The organism is Aliihoeflea sp. 40Bstr573 (assembly GCF_024105655.1).
Classification (GTDB): domain Bacteria; phylum Pseudomonadota; class Alphaproteobacteria; order Rhizobiales; family Rhizobiaceae; genus Aliihoeflea.
Map to the genome: position 1 here is coordinate 47,691 of NZ_JAAAMH010000013.1, position 18,327 is coordinate 66,017.

The 18,327-nt window shown below is 64.9% G+C and carries 17 protein-coding genes and 1 riboswitch; of the genes, 6 read left to right on the plus strand and 11 right to left on the minus strand.

Features of this window, described 5'->3' with window-relative positions; genetic code table 11:
- Nucleotides 1-122: 122 nt before the first annotated feature.
- Complete coding sequence (locus GTK01_RS15415) at nucleotides 123-1,538, plus strand: MFS transporter (protein WP_252927553.1); 1,416 nt, start codon at nucleotides 123-125, stop codon at nucleotides 1,536-1,538.
- Here the strand turns inward: GTK01_RS15415 and GTK01_RS15420 are convergent.
- The 7 genes from GTK01_RS15420 to hisD all read right to left on the minus strand — a co-directional run bounded on the left by GTK01_RS15420 (nucleotide 1,514) and on the right by hisD (nucleotide 8,759).
- Nucleotides 1,514-2,260, minus strand: a complete 747-nt coding sequence (locus GTK01_RS15420; protein WP_252927555.1) for an RlmE family RNA methyltransferase — start codon at nucleotides 2,258-2,260, stop codon at nucleotides 1,514-1,516. The genes GTK01_RS15415 and GTK01_RS15420 overlap by 25 nt on opposite strands.
- Complete coding sequence (locus tag GTK01_RS15425) at nucleotides 2,257-3,597, minus strand: Ppx/GppA family phosphatase (RefSeq protein WP_252927557.1); 1,341 nt, start codon at nucleotides 3,595-3,597, stop codon at nucleotides 2,257-2,259. The genes GTK01_RS15420 and GTK01_RS15425 overlap by 4 nt, the downstream gene beginning before the upstream one ends.
- A gap of 92 nt (nucleotides 3,598-3,689) precedes the next feature.
- Entirely contained in the window at nucleotides 3,690-4,430 is a 741-nt protein-coding gene (locus GTK01_RS15430; RefSeq protein ID WP_252927630.1) for an energy-coupling factor transporter transmembrane protein EcfT, read from the minus strand.
- A gap of 2 nt (nucleotides 4,431-4,432) precedes the next feature.
- Complete coding sequence (locus tag GTK01_RS15435) at nucleotides 4,433-6,082, minus strand: ABC transporter ATP-binding protein (protein ID WP_252927559.1); 1,650 nt, start codon at nucleotides 6,080-6,082, stop codon at nucleotides 4,433-4,435.
- Complete coding sequence (locus GTK01_RS15440; RefSeq protein ID WP_252927561.1) at nucleotides 6,057-6,641, minus strand: ECF transporter S component; 585 nt, start codon at nucleotides 6,639-6,641, stop codon at nucleotides 6,057-6,059. The genes GTK01_RS15435 and GTK01_RS15440 overlap by 26 nt, the downstream gene beginning before the upstream one ends.
- 57 nt (nucleotides 6,642-6,698) lie before the next feature.
- Entirely contained in the window at nucleotides 6,699-7,310 is a 612-nt protein-coding gene (locus GTK01_RS15445) for a Ykof family thiamine-binding protein (protein ID WP_252927563.1), read from the minus strand.
- Nucleotides 7,301-7,414, minus strand: a riboswitch (TPP riboswitch). It overlaps the preceding gene by 10 nt.
- 67 nt (nucleotides 7,415-7,481) lie before the next feature.
- On the minus strand, nucleotides 7,482-8,759 hold the full coding sequence (gene hisD / locus GTK01_RS15450) for a histidinol dehydrogenase (protein WP_252927565.1): 1,278 nt from the start codon (nucleotides 8,757-8,759) through the stop codon (nucleotides 7,482-7,484).
- Between the two features lie 124 nt (nucleotides 8,760-8,883).
- On the opposite strand from hisD, the gene GTK01_RS15455 reads away from it, so the two are divergent.
- From GTK01_RS15455 to GTK01_RS15475, 5 genes are all read left to right on the plus strand, one after another.
- Nucleotides 8,884-9,432 carry a cupin domain-containing protein gene (locus tag GTK01_RS15455; RefSeq protein ID WP_252927567.1) on the plus strand — a complete coding sequence of 183 codons (549 nt, stop codon included), beginning with the start codon at nucleotides 8,884-8,886 and terminating at the stop codon, nucleotides 9,430-9,432.
- 97 nt (nucleotides 9,433-9,529) lie between these two features.
- The gene (locus GTK01_RS15460) at nucleotides 9,530-10,579 is read left to right on the plus strand and encodes an ABC transporter substrate-binding protein (protein ID WP_252927568.1); all 1,050 of its coding nucleotides are present in this window, start codon (nucleotides 9,530-9,532) and stop codon (nucleotides 10,577-10,579) included.
- Nucleotides 10,580-10,646: 67 nt separating this feature from the next.
- Nucleotides 10,647-11,690 carry an ABC transporter ATP-binding protein gene (locus GTK01_RS15465; RefSeq protein WP_252927570.1) on the plus strand — a complete coding sequence of 348 codons (1,044 nt, stop codon included), beginning with the start codon at nucleotides 10,647-10,649 and terminating at the stop codon, nucleotides 11,688-11,690.
- On the plus strand, nucleotides 11,687-12,871 hold the full coding sequence (locus GTK01_RS15470) for an ABC transporter permease (RefSeq protein WP_252927572.1): 1,185 nt from the start codon (nucleotides 11,687-11,689) through the stop codon (nucleotides 12,869-12,871). The genes GTK01_RS15465 and GTK01_RS15470 overlap by 4 nt, the downstream gene beginning before the upstream one ends.
- Before the next feature lie 2 nt (nucleotides 12,872-12,873).
- Nucleotides 12,874-13,650, plus strand: a complete 777-nt coding sequence (locus GTK01_RS15475) for an ABC transporter permease (protein WP_252927574.1) — start codon at nucleotides 12,874-12,876, stop codon at nucleotides 13,648-13,650.
- Here GTK01_RS15475 and GTK01_RS15480 read toward each other — a convergent pair.
- Genes GTK01_RS15480 through GTK01_RS15495 form a run of 4 tightly spaced genes read right to left on the minus strand, consistent with a single transcriptional unit; the run spans nucleotide 13,647 to nucleotide 18,219 of the window.
- Entirely contained in the window at nucleotides 13,647-14,588 is a 942-nt protein-coding gene (locus tag GTK01_RS15480) for an ABC transporter permease (RefSeq protein ID WP_252927575.1), read from the minus strand. The two genes, GTK01_RS15475 and GTK01_RS15480, sit on opposite strands and share 4 nt — an antisense overlap.
- Complete coding sequence (locus GTK01_RS15485) at nucleotides 14,588-15,637, minus strand: ABC transporter permease (protein WP_252927577.1); 1,050 nt, start codon at nucleotides 15,635-15,637, stop codon at nucleotides 14,588-14,590. Before GTK01_RS15485 ends, GTK01_RS15480 begins: the two co-directional genes overlap by 1 nt.
- 12 nt (nucleotides 15,638-15,649) lie before the next feature.
- Nucleotides 15,650-17,173, minus strand: a complete 1,524-nt coding sequence (locus tag GTK01_RS15490) for an ABC transporter ATP-binding protein (protein WP_252927580.1) — start codon at nucleotides 17,171-17,173, stop codon at nucleotides 15,650-15,652.
- Nucleotides 17,174-17,184: 11 nt separating this feature from the next.
- Nucleotides 17,185-18,219, minus strand: coding sequence for a BMP family ABC transporter substrate-binding protein (locus GTK01_RS15495; protein ID WP_252927590.1), 1,035 nt, complete (start codon nucleotides 18,217-18,219; stop codon nucleotides 17,185-17,187).
- Between the last annotated feature and the right edge of the window lie 108 nt (nucleotides 18,220-18,327).

Below are 18,327 nucleotides of genomic sequence, written 5' to 3' on the forward strand. Positions count from 1 at the left end.
GAGAACGGCAACCGGTCTCACACAGAAGTGAACCGTTCACATGTGCAATTGTGCGCGCGGGGCGAGCCATGCTAGTGCGCGGCCATGCATTCGCATCTGCGATCTTTTTCCGGACACCACTCTTGAACCGCGCCATTCCGCTTATCCTCGCGGTCGCCCTGTTCATGGAACAGATGGATTCGACCGTCATCGCCACGTCGCTGCCAGCGATCGCGGCCGATATCGGTACCAGCCCGATCACACTGAAGCTGGCGCTGACCTCCTATTTCGTGGCGCTTGCGATCTTCATCCCCGTATCCGGCTGGATGGCGGATCGATTCGGCGCCAAGCGGGTGTTCCGCATCGCCATTGGCGTCTTCGTCGTCGGTTCGATCTTCTGCGCCTTCGCCAATTCGCTCGAGGCCTTCGTCGGCTCGCGCTTCCTGCAGGGTATGGGCGGCGCAATGATGACGCCGGTCGGCCGCCTCGTGCTCGTACGGGCCACGCGGCGCGACCAGCTCGTATCCGCCATGGCCTGGCTCACCGTTCCGGCGCTGATCGGTCCGCTGATCGGGCCGCCGGTCGGCGGCTTCATCACCACCTATTTCACCTGGCACTGGATCTTCCTGATCAACGTACCGATCGGCGTCATCGGGATCTTCGTTGCGGGGCGCGTCCTGCCGGAAATGCCGGGCGGGATCGCCGCGCCGATCGATTGGCGCGGCTTCGTGCTGGCAGCGATCGCGGCGGCGGGCATCGTCTTCGGGCTATCCGTCGTCTCGCTGCCGGCCCTGCCCCCGATCGTCGGTGTCGCGACGCTCATCGTCGGCATTTTCGCGTCCGTGCTCTATGTCCGCCATTCACGCGCGACGTTGTCGCCAATCCTCGATCTGAGGCTGTTCAACAATCCGGTGCCTCGGATCGCGATCCTTTCGGGCTCGATCTTCCGGATCGGCGTCGGCGCGACGCCGTTCCTGCTGCCGCTGATGTTCCAGCTCGCCTTCGGGCTCGACGCGTTCCAGTCGGGCCTGCTCACCTTTGCCAGCGCGATCGGCGCGATCTCACTGAAGTTCGTGGCGACCACGGCGCTGCGGGCATTCGGCTTTCGCACGGTACTCCTGATTGCCGTCGGCGGCGGGGCGAGCCTGATCGCGATCAACGGGTTCTTCACGCCGTCAACGCCCTACGCCGTCATCATCGGTACGCTGATCGTCGCGGGCTTTCTTCGCTCGCTCTTCTTCACCTCGAACAATGCGCTGGTTTTTGCCGAGATCGACGACAGCCAGGCAAGCCAGGCGACCGCGATCGCGGCGGTGTCGCAGCAGATCTCAATTGCGCTTGGCGTCGCGGCGGCGGGCATGCTGCTCGAAGCGCATCACTTGTGGACCGGAGAGCCAATCGGGCTCGAAGCCTTCTCATTCGCCTTCTTTGCGGTCGGAGGACTGGCAGCGCTCGCCATCCTGCCGATCCTTAGCCTTTCGAGGACCGCGGGGCGGACAGTGTCCGGCCACGGCCTCGCAAAACTCAAGGACGATCAGGCACCGCTGGCAGGCGACTGATACGGGTCGTCTGCCGGCTCCTGCCTGCCCTTGAAGTCCTTCGCCAGGATGAAAAGCTCGACCGAAGCATCTCGCGAGGCCGGCGGCTTGACGTGGTGGACGCTGCGGAAATTGCGCTTGAGAAGATCGAGAAGATCGTTCTCCGTGCCGCCCTGGAAGGTCTTCGCGAGGAAATGCCCGCCCGGCTTCAACACCGAAATGGCGAAATCGGCTGCGACCTCGCACAGATGCATGGTGCGGATGTGATCCGTTCGGCGGTGGCCGGTCGTCGGGGCGGCCATGTCCGAAATGACGAGATCAGGTGCTCCGCCAAGCGTTTCCATCAGGCGCTTGGGTGCATCGTCGTCGAGAAAGTCCATCTCCAGAAGCGCGGCGCCGGGAACCGGGTCAACCGGCAGGTAATCGATGCCGACGACCGTCGGGGCGTCGATCGGCGAATTGATCCGTGCGGCCGCGACCTGGCACCAGCCGCCTGGCGCTGCGCCAAGGTCGAGCACCTTTTGGCCGGGCTTCAGGAGCTTGTACTTGTCATCGATCTCGATGAGTTTGTAGGCCGCGCGCGAGCGGTAGCCATCCGCCTTGGAGCGGTGGACATAAGGATCGTTCAGATGGCGTTCCAGCCAGCGGCGGGACGAGTTCTTGAGGCCGCGCTTCTTCTTCACGCGGGTCTTGAGCGCGCGCGCGCCTGTCGGGCCGGAGCCGGGTTTGACGGGTTTGGTCATGCGTCGAGCGGTCTCCGCTTGCGGGCCCGGCGCCAGACGCCGTCATCGGCCATGAGTTCGGATAGCATGCCTTCGCGCAGGCCCCTGTCCGCGACGCGCAGGCGCTTGGATGGCCACGCGCGGCGAATGGCTTCGAGGATCGCGCAGCCACCAAGGACGAGGTCGGCGCGGTCGGCGCCGATGCAGGGGTTGGCGACGCGCTTTTCAAACTCCCAGTCAAGCAGGGTCGTGATCATCGCATCGACTTCATCGTTTTGCAGCCAGAGCCCGTCGACCCGGCGGCGGTCGTAGCGCTCAAGGCCGAGATGGATGCCGGCGAGCGTCGTCACAGTTCCTGACGTGCCGAGGAGATGGAAACCGTCATCGGCGAGGACGTGGGAAAGCCGGTCGCGGCCCTCGAACCGGTCAAGCATGTCGGCGACGTCGTCGACCATCGCGTCGAAGACATCACGCGTGACGTGCCGTCCGCCGAAACGCTCGGCAAGCGAGACGACGCCGACGGGCAGCGACGTCCACGAGACGATGTGATTGGCAAGGCGCGGCGTGCGGTGGCGCGACACATCGACAAGCGCGATTTCCGACGAGCCGCCACCGATGTCGAAGAGGACGACGCCCTTGGTCCCCCGCTCGACCAGCGAGCCGCAGCCGGAGACGGCGAGGCGCGCTTCAGTCTTGCGGTCGATGATCTCCAGCGAGAGGCCTGTCTCGCGCTTGACCCGGGCTATGAACTCGGCACCGTTCGCGGCCGAGCGGCAGGCTTCCGTCGCGATGAGACGGACGCGTTTCAAACGGCGATTCCGCAGCTTGTCGGCGCAGACTTTCAACGCCTCGACAGCGCGGTCCATCGCGGCGTCGGACAGGCGACCGGAGGCGGTTAGCCCCTCGCCCAGCCGGACGATGCGCGAAAAGGCATCCACGACGCGGAACTGACCGCCTTTCCCCGGGATGGCGACGAGCAAGCGGCAATTGTTGGTGCCGAGATCGAGCGCGGCATAGACCGGCGCTTCACCGCCGGCCATGTCGCGGCCGTTGAAACGGTTCGGGGCGAGCGCAGGAGCTGCCGGCTTTGGCTGCGGCTGTTTGAATTCTGGCGCGGTCGGCTTGTTCTGGGGCGCGTCATCGCGCGCATAAACCTTGCGGCCGCGCTTGCGCTTGCGCCTTTTGCGCGACTTGCCTGGCTTTTCGCCGGCCTTGTCTTCGGGTCTGCCGTTGGCCGGAGGCTGCGCATGCGCATTGCGACCGCCGGGTGGCGGCCTCGAATGCCTTTTGCCGGCGTCGCCGCGCGGCGGGCGCGCCCCGTCCGACGGCACGTCATTGCCGTATTCGGGGTCCGTCACTCTATTCCCTTCGGCGCCGCGCCAGCAAACAAAGCCGGCAGCAGGCACTCCTGTCTTTCACGTTGGCTAAAGTGTAACAGCCCTTGAGGCGTTCACCAAGCCCGCCAGACACCGGATGTCAGAATGAAAAGGACCGCGAGGAGCGCGAGTGCCACGATGGTGAAGCTCGCATCCGCCGGGCGCAATCGCGGCGCACCGACGATCGTTCGCACGCTTACGGTGCCAAGTCCGCGCGCTTCCATGGCGATCGCGGCGCGGTTGGCGCGGCGGATGGCAAAGGCGAGAAGCGGCACGACGAGCGACGCGGTCTCCAGCGGGCCAGGTAGGCGACGCGGGACGCGGCCCCTCTTCATAGCCCGGGCGAGACGAATCTGCTGCGCTTCGGATGCAAGATCGGGCACGAGATGCAGCGCCGAAAAGAGCGCGTAGCCGATGCGCGGCGACAAATGCCAGTTCGCCATCAGCGCCTTGATGAAGCGGCCTGGCTCCGTCGTCAGCACGAAGACGGCCGAGACCATGCCGCAGGCGATTGCGCGAAGGAAAAGAACGATTCCAGCCGAGAAGGCAGGCGAGCCGAACGGCGTTTCGGCGGCCATGCGGGTAGCGAAATCGCTCTCCTCGCGAAAGAGCGTCGCGGTCGTCAGGAAGCCGAAACCGAACAGCGCGAACGGTATCATGAGCGCGAGAATGAGCAGCGGCGAGCGGCGTTCGATGACGATCATCGCGAGCGCGGAAAGGACGACGATGCCAGCCTGGAAGCGTGGATCGAAAACGGCGATCGAGGCCGCTAGCCAGACGAGGCAGACGATCAGCTTTGGCAGGGGATGAAGCATGCTCAGCACGGAACAGCCTCCATCCAGTCGACCAGCAGGAGGAGTTCCGGAGCGTTCAGGCCGGCGCTCGCAAGAAGCTCGCCGTCGCGAAGGAGGTCGATGAGTGGCGCGTCAGCGGCGATCGATCCGCCATCGAGGACGATGCCCCGCGAACAGGTCTTCAGCGCGAAATCCATGTCGTGGGTGATGACCATGACCGCCCTGCCATCCGCCGCGATTTTCGCAATGCGCGATGCGATCTCGTTGCTGGCAGCGGCGTCGAGGCCTGCGGTCGGCTCGTCAAGAACGAGAAAGGGCCAGCGCGTATCGGCCGTCAAAGTCGCAAGTGCGAGACGGCGCTTCTGCCCCTGTGACAGCTCGAACGGGTGCTGGTCAGCGACGTTCTCGAGGCGCCAGGCGGAAAGGATTGCATCGATGCTCGCGGCGTCTTTGCCGACGATCGACTCCAGCTCGGCCCGGACGCTTCCTTCGGTGAACTGCGTTTCGGGGCGCTGGAAGGCGAAGCCGCCGGCAGGGCCGGTTCGGGTTCCTCCCTTGAGACGCAGCAGCCCGGCGAGCGTCGCACCGAGCGTCGATTTGCCTGCACCGTTGCGGCCGAGAATTGCGACGGTCTCGCCAGGCCCGATTTCCATCGAGATGTCGTGCAGGACGGGCTTGGCAAATAGCGGCGCGCAGGCGGCATGCACGAGCGTGGCGCACGACGGGCGGGTCGATGCGGTAGGTCCGGCGATACGGTCCGAAAGGAAATGGCGGATCACCGTGCCGGCGGCGGTTCGGTCAGCCGGCGACAGTCGGTTGAGGCCATCGATGATTTCGGACAATACCAGCGGCGGTCGCTCGAGCACGATGCCGATCCCGCACAAGAGCCGGTCGAGATCTGCGGCGAGAGGCCGCCAGATTCCTTCTGCTGCAAGAACTTCGCCCCGCGCGCGAAAGATGTCGCGCGGTGAGCCCTCGGCAAAGAGCGCTCCGTTGCGGCCGATGACCGCGACGCGGTCGATCGTGCCGATCAGCCCGTCGAGGCGATGATCCACGACAAGGAACGTCTCGCCCTCGCCGCCGATGACGGCGTGGAGGCGCGCGGCGGCGTCGGGCGACAGGTGCGCGGTCGGTTCATCGGCGATGAAGAGTGCGGCTTCCTGTGCCAGCGCGGCGGCGAGCGCGACGAGTTGCCTTTCGCCGCCTGAGAGCGCGGCTGTGCGCCGCGCGCGCCAGCTTTCTGGCACACCGGCCTTTGCCAGAGCGCGATCCACGCGGGTTGCAATCTCGTCTGCCGGCAGCGCCCGGTTTTCGAGCGCGAAGGCGACTTCGTCCCCCACCGTCATGCCGCAAAGCGTTTGGTCTGCATCCTGGAAAAGCTGGGCAACGGACGCCGACCACTCAGCGGGCGAGCGGCTTGCGGCCGGCACGCCGAGCGTTGCGATCTCCCCCGTTATCTCGGCCGGGATCGTCGCGGGCACCAGGCCGGTGATGGTGCCCAACAGCGTGGACTTGCCGCAACCGGAAGGGCCGAGGAGCAGAAGCCGTTCGCCCTTGCGCAGTTCAAGCGATACCGGACCGACGGCAAGGTTCGCCGCATAGGGATAGCGTACGGCAACCTCTCGCCATGCGACGGCGGGCGCGGCTTCAGGCACGCTGAAGGCGGCGCTCATGATCGATCTTGAGGCCGGACAAAACGCCGGTCTTGTAGAGCGCCTCGACCACGAAATGGCCGGCAAAACCGCCGAGGATCGCGCCGCTCAGGCACCGCAAAACGAACATGGTGACGAGCAGGCCGGGGGCGAGCGCGCCGTAGTCGAAGCGGATCCAGGTATAGATGAAGGAAGCGATCGCCGCGCCGACACCGGCGAGCATCAGCACCGGCAGGCGGTAGTTCTTCCAGCGCGTCGCGGCGAAGACGGCTTCCGCGCCCGCGCCCTGGACGAGGCCGGTGACAAGCAGGAGAAGACCAGCGGGGCTGCCGAGAAGCACCTGCACGAGCGCGGCAAGCACCTCCGACAAGAGCGCTGCGCCCGGCTTGCGGATGATCGCGGCGGCGATGATGGAGACGATGAACCAGAAGCCCATCACGACATCCATGGTCACGGCGCCAAAGATCGCCTGCGCGATCAGCCAGACCTGCACCCAGGCCAGATAGAGAATGCCGAAAACGGCGCCGAGAACGGCGACGATGAGGATTTCGCGCAGAGTCCAGCCGCGAGTGGTCAGCATGACGATTTTTCCTTGAAGCGAGAGGGGCGCGCCTTCCGGCACGCCGGAAAGGCGAAATCAGCCGACCTTGGTCGGGCTGTTGGAAGAGACGGTCAGGTCGAGCGCGACATGGCCGTTCGGCGCACCGAAGCGCAGAAACGCTTCGCTCAGCGTCGCGAAGACCGGGCCCGCATCGCCGCGCAGCTTGGTGCAGAAATTCTTCGACTTCTCGAACACGCCCGACGACTTCAGGAAGTCGATGCAGCCGTAGATCTCGTCCATGTGGTGGCTGCCACCGAGCGGATAGAGCGAGAACTGCGCCGCGACCTGCACGCCCGTAACACTTGCCTTCGAAACCGCTTCGCGCGCGGCTGCGATCCGCTCTTCGAGCGGGGCGGCGATGCCGAAATCGGCCGAGGGCGTGCAGATGTCATCGTCCGGCTCGCCAGGGCAACCACGCGAGACGGCAGCGGAGAGGACGCAATGGACGCCGGATTGGGCAGCCGACGCGAAGAGATCGCGCATGGCCGGGAAGATTTCTTCCGGCGGGCCGACGATCAGCGTCGAGACGTCGTCGGTCTCGATGCGGAAGCGCGGCCGATAGGGCTCGAGCGCGTCGACGGCATTGAGGATGACGGCGACGAAATCGTCGCACATCGGATAAAGGGAAAGCTGTGCACCTGAAAACATGAACCGCCTCGCTCCGCTGGTATTACCCAGATCAGCTTGAGGGTCCGGAAGCATGTCGCTTCTCGTCTCAGCCCCGGCATTACGGAGCACCCCTGTGGAAAGGCGGCAGGGGTAACATCGCATTTGCCGGCTTGGCAAGGGGATATCGGCCAAGCCAGCGGGCGATGTTCCTTAAGCCAGTCGCAGGGCCGCGGCGCGGCGATGTCCCTCCATACCCTCGGTCGCACTCTGGCGGATGGCGGGCGGCGCGACGGCTGCCACGCCACGCGCGTCGAGCCACTGGTGCGTGCATATCTTGACGTAGGAACCGACCCACAGCCCGCCCGTATAGCGCGCCGCCGCCATGGTGGGCAGGGTGTGGTTCGTGCCGCAGCACTTGTCCGAATAGACCACGCTCGCCTCGCGCCCGATGAAGAGCGAGCCGTAGTTGCGCAGCTTCTTCGCCGTCGCCCGCGCATCGGTCGTGTGGACCTGCAGATGCTCGGCGGCGATGAAGTCGGAATAGGCGATCATGGCGGCCTCGTCGGCGCAGACGACGATCTCGCCATAGTCGTGGAACGCGGGACCTGCGACGTCGGCGGTCGGCAGGTCGCGAAGCTGCCGCTCCACTTCGGCGAGCGTCGCCTCGGCGAGCTTGCGGTCGGTCGTGATCAGGCCCACGCGGGTGCGCACATCGTGCTCGGCCTGTGCCAGCATGTCGGTCGCGATCATCGCCGGGTCTGCGCTCGCGTCGGCGACGACGTAGATCTCGCTCGGGCCGGCGAGCTGGTCGATGCCGACCGCGCCGAAGACCTGGCGCTTGGCTTCGTTCACATAGGCATTGCCCGGCCCGACGATCTTGTCGACGCCGGGCACGCTTTCGGTGCCATAAGCCATCGCCGCGATCGCCTGCGCGCCACCAATGCGGAAGATGCGGTCGGCGCCGGACAGGTGACAGCCGGCAATCATTGCCGGGTGCGCGCCGGGCGGCAGGCAGGCGACGATTTCCGAACAACCCGCGACCTTTGCAGGAACCAGGGTCATCACCGGGGCGGACAGGATCGGGTAGCGTCCGCCGGGGACATAGGCGCCCACCTTCTCGATCGGAATGACGCGGTGGCCAAGATGCAGCCCGGGTAGCGCCTCGTAGTCGAGCGGCTTGATCGTCTGCATCTGCGCATCGGCGAAATCGTGGACGCGCTCGATTGCGAATTCGGTGTCGGCACGGGTCTGGCGGTCGAGACCGTCCACTGCGGCCCTGCGGTCGGCGGCCGAGACTTCGAGCGCTTCGATGTCGAGCTTGTCGAAGCGGCGTGCATAGTCGCGAACGGCTTCATCGCCCCTGTCACGCACGGCGGCGAGGACTTCGCGAACCGTCGTTTCGACGTCTCCCGTATCGGCGACGGCATCGCGCGTCGGCGCCTTCACATGGTCGATCTTGGCCCTGAGGGTATCGGGGAGCTTGCGCATTGGGAGACTTTCGCCTGAGAGGATCGCGAAACATTCTGCGCAAGGCCAGGTGCGCCACAAGCGAGGCGGCGGCCCTTGTTGATTAAACTGACCACGCCTAGTCTGGCAGCGAGGGGAGAGCGCAATGCCGAGAATAGGGACCAAGCTGCACGAACTGCGCCGCCGGCGATCGCTGAGCGTCCGCGAGGTGGCGAAGCGCTCCGGCGTGTCGCATTCGGCGATCTCGCTGATCGAGCGCGATCGGATGAGCCCGTCGGTCGATACGCTGACGGCCATTCTCGATGCGCTTGGAACGACACTGACGGGATTCTTCCTCGACCTTCAGTCGAACCTGCCAGCCTCGTCCTTTTACGGCACGGCCGACCTCGTTGAAATCGGCCGCGCGGATGCGATTTCCTACCGAATGATCGGAGCGAACCATCCCAACCGGCAACTCCTCATGCTGCTCGAATCCTATGCGCCGGGCGGCGATACCGGCGAGGCATTTTCACACTCGGCGCAGGAGTCGGGCATGGTCCTGACCGGAGCCATCGAAGTGACTGTGGGACAGGAGCAAAGGGTGCTCGCGCCCGGTGAGGGATACTATTTCGACAGCCGCCTCCCCCACCGCTTTCGCAATGTCGCGGAGGGCGAAAGCACGATCCTGTCGGCGATCACGCCACCGACCTATTAGGCCGTAGCGGTAATAATTCTTTCCATGGGAGGATTGGCGGTTTCAACGCACCGATTCTATGGTTGGATAGCCAAAATCAATAACGCAGGGGAAGAAAATGAAATCGACACTCAAGCGTCTCGCGCTCGCCTCCTCCTTCGCCGTTCTCGCCATCGCCTCTTCGTCGGCTCAGGATCGGAACCTGACCGTGGTGTCGTGGGGCGGCAACTATCAGGACGCGCAACGCGAAATCTACTTCGAACCTTTCACCGCCGAGACCGGCAAGGCGATCACCGAGGAATCCTGGGACGGCGGCTATGGCGTGATCGCGGCCAAGATGGAAACGCGCCCGGCGGACTGGGACGTCGTGCAGGTGGAGACGGAAGAGCTCGCGCTCGGCTGCGCCGACGGCATGTACGAGACCGTCGACTGGGAAGCGCTCGGCGGCGAGGACAAGTTCCTGCCGGCGGCCGTCAACGAATGCGGCGTCGGCGCCATCGTGTGGACGACCGGCCTTTCCTACGACGCGGACAAGCTGACCGAAGCACCGACCGGCTGGGAGGACTTCTGGAACACCGAGGAATATCCCGGCAAGCGCGGCCTGCGGCGCGGCCCGAAATATTCGCTCGAATTTGCCCTGATGGCGGACGGCGTGCCGGTCGAAGAGGTCTATGAAGTGCTCGGCACCGACGAGGGCGTCGACCGCGCTTTCGCCAAGCTAGACGAGATCAAGGGCGATATCGTGTGGTGGGAAGCCGGCGCGCAGCCGATCCAGCTCCTCGCCTCGGGCGAAGTCGTGATGACCACGGCCTATAATGGCCGCCTCGCCGGCATCAACAAGTCCGAGGGCACCAATTTCCAGATCGTCTGGCCGGGTTCGATCTACGCGATCGATTCGTGGGTGGTGCTGAAGGATTCGCCCAACAAGGAAACGGCGTTCGAGTTCATCAACTTCGCGAGCCAGGCGGAAAATCAGGCCAAGCTGCCGGAATTCATCGCCTACGGCCTGACCAATGTCGAAGCTGGCGCCTCGCTCGCGCCGGAAGTGGCGGCAGAGCTGCCGACCTCGCCCGAGAACCTTGAAGGCGCGATCGCGCTCGATGGCGATTTCTGGGTCGACAACATCGAAGAGCTCAACGAGCGCTTCAACGCCTGGCTCGCCCAGTAGTGGAGCCCTGAAGGCGCACCCGAAAGGGTGCGTCTATTTTCTCCAGTCCAGCAATCGACGGGGCTGCATGACCGCTTTCATCGAGCTTCGCGACGTGTCCAAGACCTTTGGTCAGGTCACGGTCGTCGAAGGGCTCAATCTCGAAGTCCGCAAGGGCGAGTTCCTGAGCTTGCTCGGCCCCTCGGGTTCGGGCAAGACGACGATCCTGATGATGCTCGCCGGCTTCGAGGGGGCAACGTCTGGCGATATCCTGCTCGACGGCGAGAAGATCGACCATTTGCCGCCCTACAAGCGCGGCATGGGCGTCGTCTTCCAGAATTACGCCCTCTTTCCGCATATGAGCGTTGCCGAAAACGTCGCCTTCCCGCTCGAGATGCGCGGCGTGCCGAAATCGGAGGCCCGGCCGCGTGTCAAGGCCGCGCTCGATCGCGTGCAACTCGGCCATTTGGCGGACCGCCGTCCGGACCAGCTTTCCGGCGGCCAGCAGCAGCGCGTCGCGCTCACCCGTGCGCTCGTCTACGAGCCAAAGGTGATCTTGATGGACGAGCCGCTCGGCGCGCTCGACAAGAAGCTGCGCGAGGAGATGCAGCTCGAAATCCGCGAGTTGCACCGCCGGCTCGGGCTGACCATCATTTTCGTCACGCACGACCAGTCCGAAGCGCTGACCATGTCCGACCGCATCGCGATCTTCGACGCAGGCAAGATCGCGCAGATCGGCACCGCGGACGAGGTTTACGACCGTCCGCAAAACAGGTTCGTCGCCGAGTTCATCGGCGAGACGAATTTTCTCGATGGTACTGTCAATGGCTCCACTAGCGTCGAACTTGCGACCGGCGCGACAATAGCCGTGCCCGATCACGGCTTTGCGGCAGGCAGCCGCGTCTCCGTCTCGATCCGGCCCGAACGGCTACGCCTGGAAGGCAGCGGCGAGAACCGGCTCCAGGCAACGATCTCCGATGTCGTCTATCAGGGCGACCATCTGCGGCTTCACCTCGATGCTGGCGCGCTTTCCATTGTCGTTCGGTTGGAGCGCGGCGCTGCCGAGCGTCGCGCCGGCGAAACCGTGACCGTTTCCTTCGCCGCTGCCGACTGTTCGGTCTTTCCCGCATGAGTGCGGTCTCGGCACGGCAACATGGCCGGGCGGCGCTCCTGATTGCGCCGCTGGTGATCTTTCTTGGCGTCTTCTTCCTGTGGCCGCTGTGGCTGATGGTCGACGTGTCGATCCGCAACGATGCGATCGCCGGCGCTTTTCCCCGCACGGCGGAGCTGATCGAAGACTGGGACGGCGAGGCAATGCCCGAGGCCGAAATCCAGGCTGCGCTCGTCGAGGATCTGCGCGACACGCCGCAGACGGCATTGGGCGCTGCCGTCCGCACCCTGAACAGCCAGGTTTCGGGGTTTCGCACTTTGATGGGGCGGACGGCAACGGCCGCCCGCGACCTCGAAGAGGGCCAGACGCTCGACCTCATGGAAATCGACGATCGCTGGGCCGAGCCCCGCTTCTGGAGGGCGATCCAGATTTCGGTGGCACCCTATACGGATCGCAACCTCCTCGCCGCGCTCGATCTCGAGCGCTCGGATTCTGGCGAGATCGAACAGATGGCAGCGTCGGCCTCGGCCAATCGCCTGATCATCTGGCGCACCTTCGCCATCGCCGGTTCGGTGACGCTGCTCTGCGCGCTGATCGGCCTGCCCTATGCGATGCTGGCGGCCTCGGTAACGGGGTGGAAACGCAACGCGCTTTTGCTCGCGGTACTGCTGCCGCTGTGGACGTCGCTTCTGGTGCGCACGGCAGCATGGTTCATCCTTCTCCAGAACGAGGGGATCATCAACAATACGCTGATCGGGCTTGGCCTGATCGACGGGCCGCTGCCGCTGATCTTCAACCGGCTCGGCGTCGTCATCGCGATGACGCATGTGCTTCTGCCCTTCATGGTGCTGCCGATCTTCTCGATTGTATCGGCGATTCCGAAGAATTTGATGCCCGCCGCCGCCTCTCTTGGCGCTCGTCCGCTGCGGGCCTTCTGGCGCGTGTTGCTGCCGCTTTCGATGCCCGGGCTGCTGGCCGGCTCGCTGCTCGTGTTCATGGTGGCGATCGGCTACTACATCACGCCGGCGCTCGTCGGCGGGCCGAACGACCAGATGATCTCGTCCGTTATCGCATTTTATGCGCTGCAGACCGCCAACTGGGGCATGGCGGGTGCGCTTGGCATCCTTCTTCTTGCCGTGACGACCGTGCTCTATCTGGTCTACGGCCGGCTGTCGCGCGGCGGCGCGCCGACGGGAGCTTGAGCATGCTGCGCCTCGCCCAGGCCGTATTCGGCATTGCCGCCGCCCTCTTCCTGATCCTGCCGATCGTGGCGATCCTGCCACTCGCCTTCACGTCGAGCATCTTCCTGAACTATCCGATTTCGGGTTACTCGCTGCGCTGGTTCAGCGAACTCGTCGAAGTCGCGCACTGGCGAAATTCGATCGTCAATTCGCTGATCATCGGTTCCGGCGCGACCGTGCTGTCGGTCGTCCTGGGCACCCTCGCGGCGCTCGGGCTAAGGGGGCAAGGCATCCCCTTCCCCAACCTCCTGCGCACGGTCTTCCTCCTGCCTATGGTCGTACCGGCCGTCGTGCTCGGCGTCGGTCTTCAGATCTCGTTGGCGCAGATCGGCCTGGCGAGCAGCTATCTCGGCGTCATCTTCTCCCACGCCGTGTTGTGCGTGCCCTTCGTCATCGTCTCCGTGTCGACGGCGCTGCAGGGCATCGACCCGACCATCGAGCGGGCGGCGGCGAGCCTTGGCGCTTCACCGACGCGGGTGTTCCGCCGTGTGACCATGCCGCTCGCCATGCCGGGCATCGTGACGGGCGCCGTGTTCGCCTTCGCGACATCGCTCGACGAGGTGGTGCTGACGCTGTTCGTGGCCGGTCCGAACCAGCGCACGCTGGCGCGGCAGATGTTCTCCTCGATCCGCGAGAACATCTCGCCCGCAGTCGCCGCAGCCGCGCTCTTGCTGATCGTCGGGACGCTTCTTCTGGCGCTGCTCGCGGCCTATGCGCGCCGGCGCACCGCGAAGACCTAACGCTCGCCCTTCTGGTAAGGGATCATCAGCGCCTTCGGGTAGCTCGCGCGACGCGCCACGAGCACGAGCGCGGCGATGGACAACAGATAAGGCATCATCAGGAAGACCTGATAGGGCACGATGCCGCCGGCAACCTGCTGGAGGCGGATCTGATAGGCGTCGAACGCAGCGAAGAGAAGTGCGCCGACAAGCGCTTTGCCGGGCCGCCACGACCCGAAGACGACGAGCGCGATGCAGATCCAGCCGCGGCCATTGACCATCTCGAAGAAGAACGAGTTGAAAGCGGACATGGTCAGAAACGTGCCGCCGACGGCCATCAAGGCCGACCCGACCATGACGGCGCCCATGCGGATGCCGGTGACCGACAGGCCCTGTGCCTCGACCGCAGACGGATTTTCACCCGCCGCGCGAACGGCAAGTCCAAGCGGCGTGCGATAAAGGACCCAGGCGACGACGGCCACGGTGACGAAGGCGAGATAGGTCAATGGCGTCTGGTCGAAGAGCGCCGGGCCGATGAGCGGGATGTCGGACAGGTAGGGAACCGCCCAGTTGCGGAAGGGTTCGATACGCGGCGGCGACGAGACTTCCGGCAAGACGATACGGTAGGTGAAATAGGTGAGGCTCGACGCCAAAAGCGTGATGCCGATGCCGACCACGTGCTGGGAAAGGCCGAATGGCACAGTCAGCGTCGCGTGGACGAGGCCAAAGGCTGCGCCGGTCAGCGCCGCCACCACGACGCCGGTCCACAGATCGCCGCCGGCATAGACCGTGACCCAGCCTGCAAAGGCGCCGGCGACCATGATGCCTTCGATGCCTAGATTGAGGACGCCCGCGCGCTCGCAGATCAGTTCGCCCATCGTGGCGAAGATCAGAGGCGAGGCGATTCGGATGGCCGCGACCCAGAACGAGGCGGTGAAGAGGATTTCGAAGAGGTCCATCAGCGCCACCTCACCTTGTAGCGCGACAGCATGATCGCGGTGACCATCGTCAAAAGCGCCGTCGCGACCATGACCTCGGCGATGTAGCTCGGCACGCCTGCCGCACGGCTCATCGCGTCCGCTCCGACGAAGATGCCGGCGACGAAGATCGCGGCAGCGACGACGCCGAGCGGATTGAGCATCGCCAGCATGGCGACGACGATGCCGGTGTAGCCGAAGCCGGAGGACAGATCGAGCGTGAGATTACCCTTCAGGCCGGCGACTTCGGAAAAACCGCCAAGGGCGGCGAGGCCGCCGGAAATGAGCGCCGTCTTCATCAGCACCGCATTGACCGGAATGCCGGCGAAGCGCGCGGCTTCCGTGTTGGCGCCGACGACGCGCATCTCGTAGCCGAGCGCCGTCTTCTTCATGACGAACCAGATGGCGAAGGCCGCGACGAGCGCGATGACGAAGCCATAGTGAAGCCGCCTGCCCTCGACGATGCGCGGCAGTCTGGCATCGGCTGTCACCATTTGCGACTGCGGCCAGCCGAGGCCCATCGGATCCTTCAGGACGCCTTCGAGTAGCATAGAAACGAACAGCAGCACGACGAAGTTCAGGAGCAGCGTCGTCACCACCTCGTCGACCCCGAACCGGGTTTTGAGGATGGCTGGACCGAGCAGGACGAGCCCACCGGCGAGGATCGTCGCCAGCACGATAACGGGGATCAGGATCGGCGCGGGCAGTGGCAGCAGCCCCGTGCCCAGCACGACCGTGACGATGCCGCCGACGTAAAGCTGGGCCTCCGCGCCGATGTTCCAGAGGCGGGCCCTAAAGGCGACGGCAACGGCAAGGCCGGTGAAGATCAGCGGCGTCGCGCGCGTCAACGTTTCCAAAAGCGCGAATTGCGAACCGGCCGCTCCTTTCAGCACCAAGCCAAAGACGGACAGCGGCGACGCGCCTGCGGCCATGACGAGCAACGATGCGATCGCGCGCGTCGCCGCGACCGCGCCAAGCGGGTAGAGGATCAGGGCGATCGTCGATGGGTGGGGTTTCGGCTCAAGCCGCATCGAATTGCGTCCTCACGCGGCCTCCAGACCGTGGCCGGCCATCATCTCGCCGAGTTCACCGACACTCTTTTCGCCGCGCGCGAAGGAACGAGAGAGCGCTCCGTCCGCGATGACGTGGATGCGATCCGAAAGCGAGAGCACCTCGTCGAGGTCTTCGGAAATCAAAAGCACGGCGGCCCCGCGATCGCGCGCTTCGATCAGGCGGGCATGGACATAGGCGACCGCGCCGATGTCGAGCCCGCGCGTCGGCTGGTTGGCGAGGATCACGACCGGGTCGGGATCGAGCGCGCGGCCGAGGATGAGCTTTTGCATGTTGCCGCCCGACAGAAGCCGGATGCGGGTTTCGGGGGACGGACATTTGACGTCGTAATCCGCGATCAGGCGTTCTGCGAATTTGCGCGCCGCGGCCCAGTCGATCATGCCGTATCGCGAGAAGTCGCCATTGCGGTAACGTTCGGCGATGACGTTCTCGGTCACGCTCATGTCGGCGACTGAGCCGACAGCGTGGCGGTCTTCGGGAATACGAGCGATGCCCCGATCGAGGGCAGTGCGTGGCGACCAGCCGGGCGGCGCTCCCCCACCGATGAGCAACTGGCCAGACCGCGGCGACAAGACGCCTGACAAAAGACCAGCAAGCGCGGCCTGCCCGTTTCCCGAGACGCCGGCAATACCGGTAATCACACCGCCATGAAGCTGCAACGAGACGTCGCGAATCTGTGTGCCGGATGCGCCGGCTGTCGAGACGGAACGCAGTTCAAGAATAACCGGTCCGGGCGTGCGCGAAGCGGCCTTCGGCAGTGACACCTCCTGCCCGACCATCAGGGCCGCGAGTTCCTGGCGCGTCGTTTCAGCCGTCCGGCGCTCGCCTGCCAGGCGCCCACCGCGCAGGACGACGACGCGGTCGGCGACCGCCATCACCTCCTTCAGCTTGTGCGAGATGAAGATGATGGAGAGCCCTTGCGCGACCAGAAGCTTGAGCGTTGCGAAGAGCGCCTCCGTCTCGCCGGGCGTCAGCACCGCAGTGGGCTCGTCCAGGATCAGAATGCGCGCGTCGCGATACAGTGCCTTCAAGATTTCGACGCGCTGGCGCTCGCCGACCGCGAGTTCCGATACCGGCCGCGACGGATCAATGGCGAGGCCAAACTCGGCTGAGAGTTTCGAGATACGTGTTCGCGCCGACGTGCGGTCGAGACGCGGCGACCAGATGCTTTGCGTGCCGAGCGCGATGTTCTCGAGGACCGTCAGATTGTCTGCCAGCGTGAAATGCTGGTGGACCATGCCGATGCCGGCGGCAAGCGCGGCGTGCGGGTCTCCCGGCCGCAAAGGCTTGCCCAATGCCTCGATCGTTCCCTCGTCGGCCACATAGTGACCGAACAGGATGTTCATCAGTGTCGTCTTGCCGGCGCCGTTCTCGCCCAGAAGCGCGACGATCTCGCCCCGTTTCAGGTCGAGATCGATCGCATCATTGGCGATGAGCGCACCAAATCGCTTGGTAATGCCGGCAAGGCGCAGAACGGTCTGCGCTCGCCGGGCCATGTCGTTGCCCATCAGCTCGAGGTCGGCTCTTCGTCGTTGATCTCGACTGTGAAGGAACCGTCCTTGATGGCGGCTTCCTTTTCGGCAACGAGCGCCTTGATCTCCTCGGGAATCTTGTCTTCGAAGGTGCCGAGCGGAGCAAGCGAGCAGCCGCCTTCCTTCATGAAGGAATAGACGCCGTAGTCGGCCGCCGTGAAGGTGCCGCCGCGCACTTCGGCGATCGCCTTGTCGAGCGTCGGCTCGAAATGCCAGAGCGCGGACGCAACCACCGTCTCGGGATAGTCGGCCTGGGTGTCGATGACGTTGCCGATGGCAAGGATGCCCCGCTCCTGTGCCGCGTCCGACACACCGAAGCGCTCGGCATATAGCACGTCCGCGCCCGCGTCGATCTGGGCGAAAGCGGTTTCCTTTGCCTTGGGCGGGTCGAACCAGGAACCGATGAAGGCGACCTGGAACTTTACGTCCGGCCTGGTCTCGCGCGCGCCGGCCATGAAGGCGTGCATCAGGCGGTTGACCTCGGGGATAGGATAGCCGCCGACCATGCCGATATTGCCGTTTTCCGACATCGCGCCGGCAATGAGGCCAGTGAGATAGGAAGCATCCTGAATGTAGTTGTCAAACGGTGCGAAGTTCGGCACCGCCGGGTCTTCCTTGAAACTCGAACCCATCAGGAAGGCGACGTCGGGATAGTCCATCGCGACCTGGCGCGCGGCTTGCTCGACGCCGAAGACCTCCCCCACAATGAGCTGGTTTCCGGCCTCGGCATATTCGCGCATGACGCGCTCATAGTCCGAGTTCGAGACATTCTCGGAGAAGGTGTACTCGATGTCGCCGCGCTCCTGCGCGGCCTGGGCCGCAAGGTGGATACGGCTCACCCATTGCTGCTCGGTTGGCACGGTGTAGATCGCCGCGACCTTCAGCGGCTCCTGCGCGAAGAGGCGCGAGGGCAGGCCCGCGGTGGCCGCGAGCACAGCTCCCGCGCCGGCGGTCTTCAGGAGGTGGCGACGGGACAGGGCAAAGTGTTGCGGTAGCTTGAAAGTGGACATGGCTGTTTCCCTCTGAGCCTGAGTTCGATGGTCCCGTCGATTTCTTGTTTGAGATGAGCCTAGTCCAAGAACCGAAGCGCTACAATCGCGCCAGAGCGACCGTCCACG

Coding starts and splice junctions, on each gene's coding strand:
- GTK01_RS15420 (WP_252927555.1), bottom strand. CDS start 2,260: ATGACCAAACCCGTCAAACCCGGCTCCGGCCCGACAGGCGCGCGCGCG.
- GTK01_RS15475 (WP_252927574.1), top strand. CDS start 12,874: ATGCTGCGCCTCGCCCAGGCCGTATTCGGCATTGCCGCCGCCCTCTTC.
- GTK01_RS15480 (WP_252927575.1), bottom strand. CDS start 14,588: ATGGACCTCTTCGAAATCCTCTTCACCGCCTCGTTCTGGGTCGCGGCC.
- hisD (WP_252927565.1), bottom strand. CDS start 8,759: ATGCGCAAGCTCCCCGATACCCTCAGGGCCAAGATCGACCATGTGAAG.
- GTK01_RS15470 (WP_252927572.1), top strand. CDS start 11,687: ATGAGTGCGGTCTCGGCACGGCAACATGGCCGGGCGGCGCTCCTGATT.
- GTK01_RS15490 (WP_252927580.1), bottom strand. CDS start 17,173: ATGGCCCGGCGAGCGCAGACCGTTCTGCGCCTTGCCGGCATTACCAAG.
- GTK01_RS15440 (WP_252927561.1), bottom strand. CDS start 6,641: ATGCTGACCACTCGCGGCTGGACTCTGCGCGAAATCCTCATCGTCGCC.
- GTK01_RS15495 (WP_252927590.1), bottom strand. CDS start 18,219: ATGTCCACTTTCAAGCTACCGCAACACTTTGCCCTGTCCCGTCGCCAC.
- GTK01_RS15430 (WP_252927630.1), bottom strand. CDS start 4,430: ATGCTTCATCCCCTGCCAAAGCTGATCGTCTGCCTCGTCTGGCTAGCG.
- GTK01_RS15455 (WP_252927567.1), top strand. CDS start 8,884: ATGCCGAGAATAGGGACCAAGCTGCACGAACTGCGCCGCCGGCGATCG.
- GTK01_RS15465 (WP_252927570.1), top strand. CDS start 10,647: ATGACCGCTTTCATCGAGCTTCGCGACGTGTCCAAGACCTTTGGTCAG.
- GTK01_RS15485 (WP_252927577.1), bottom strand. CDS start 15,637: ATGCGGCTTGAGCCGAAACCCCACCCATCGACGATCGCCCTGATCCTC.
- GTK01_RS15435 (WP_252927559.1), bottom strand. CDS start 6,082: ATGAGCGCCGCCTTCAGCGTGCCTGAAGCCGCGCCCGCCGTCGCATGG.
- GTK01_RS15445 (WP_252927563.1), bottom strand. CDS start 7,310: ATGTTTTCAGGTGCACAGCTTTCCCTTTATCCGATGTGCGACGATTTC.
- GTK01_RS15460 (WP_252927568.1), top strand. CDS start 9,530: ATGAAATCGACACTCAAGCGTCTCGCGCTCGCCTCCTCCTTCGCCGTT.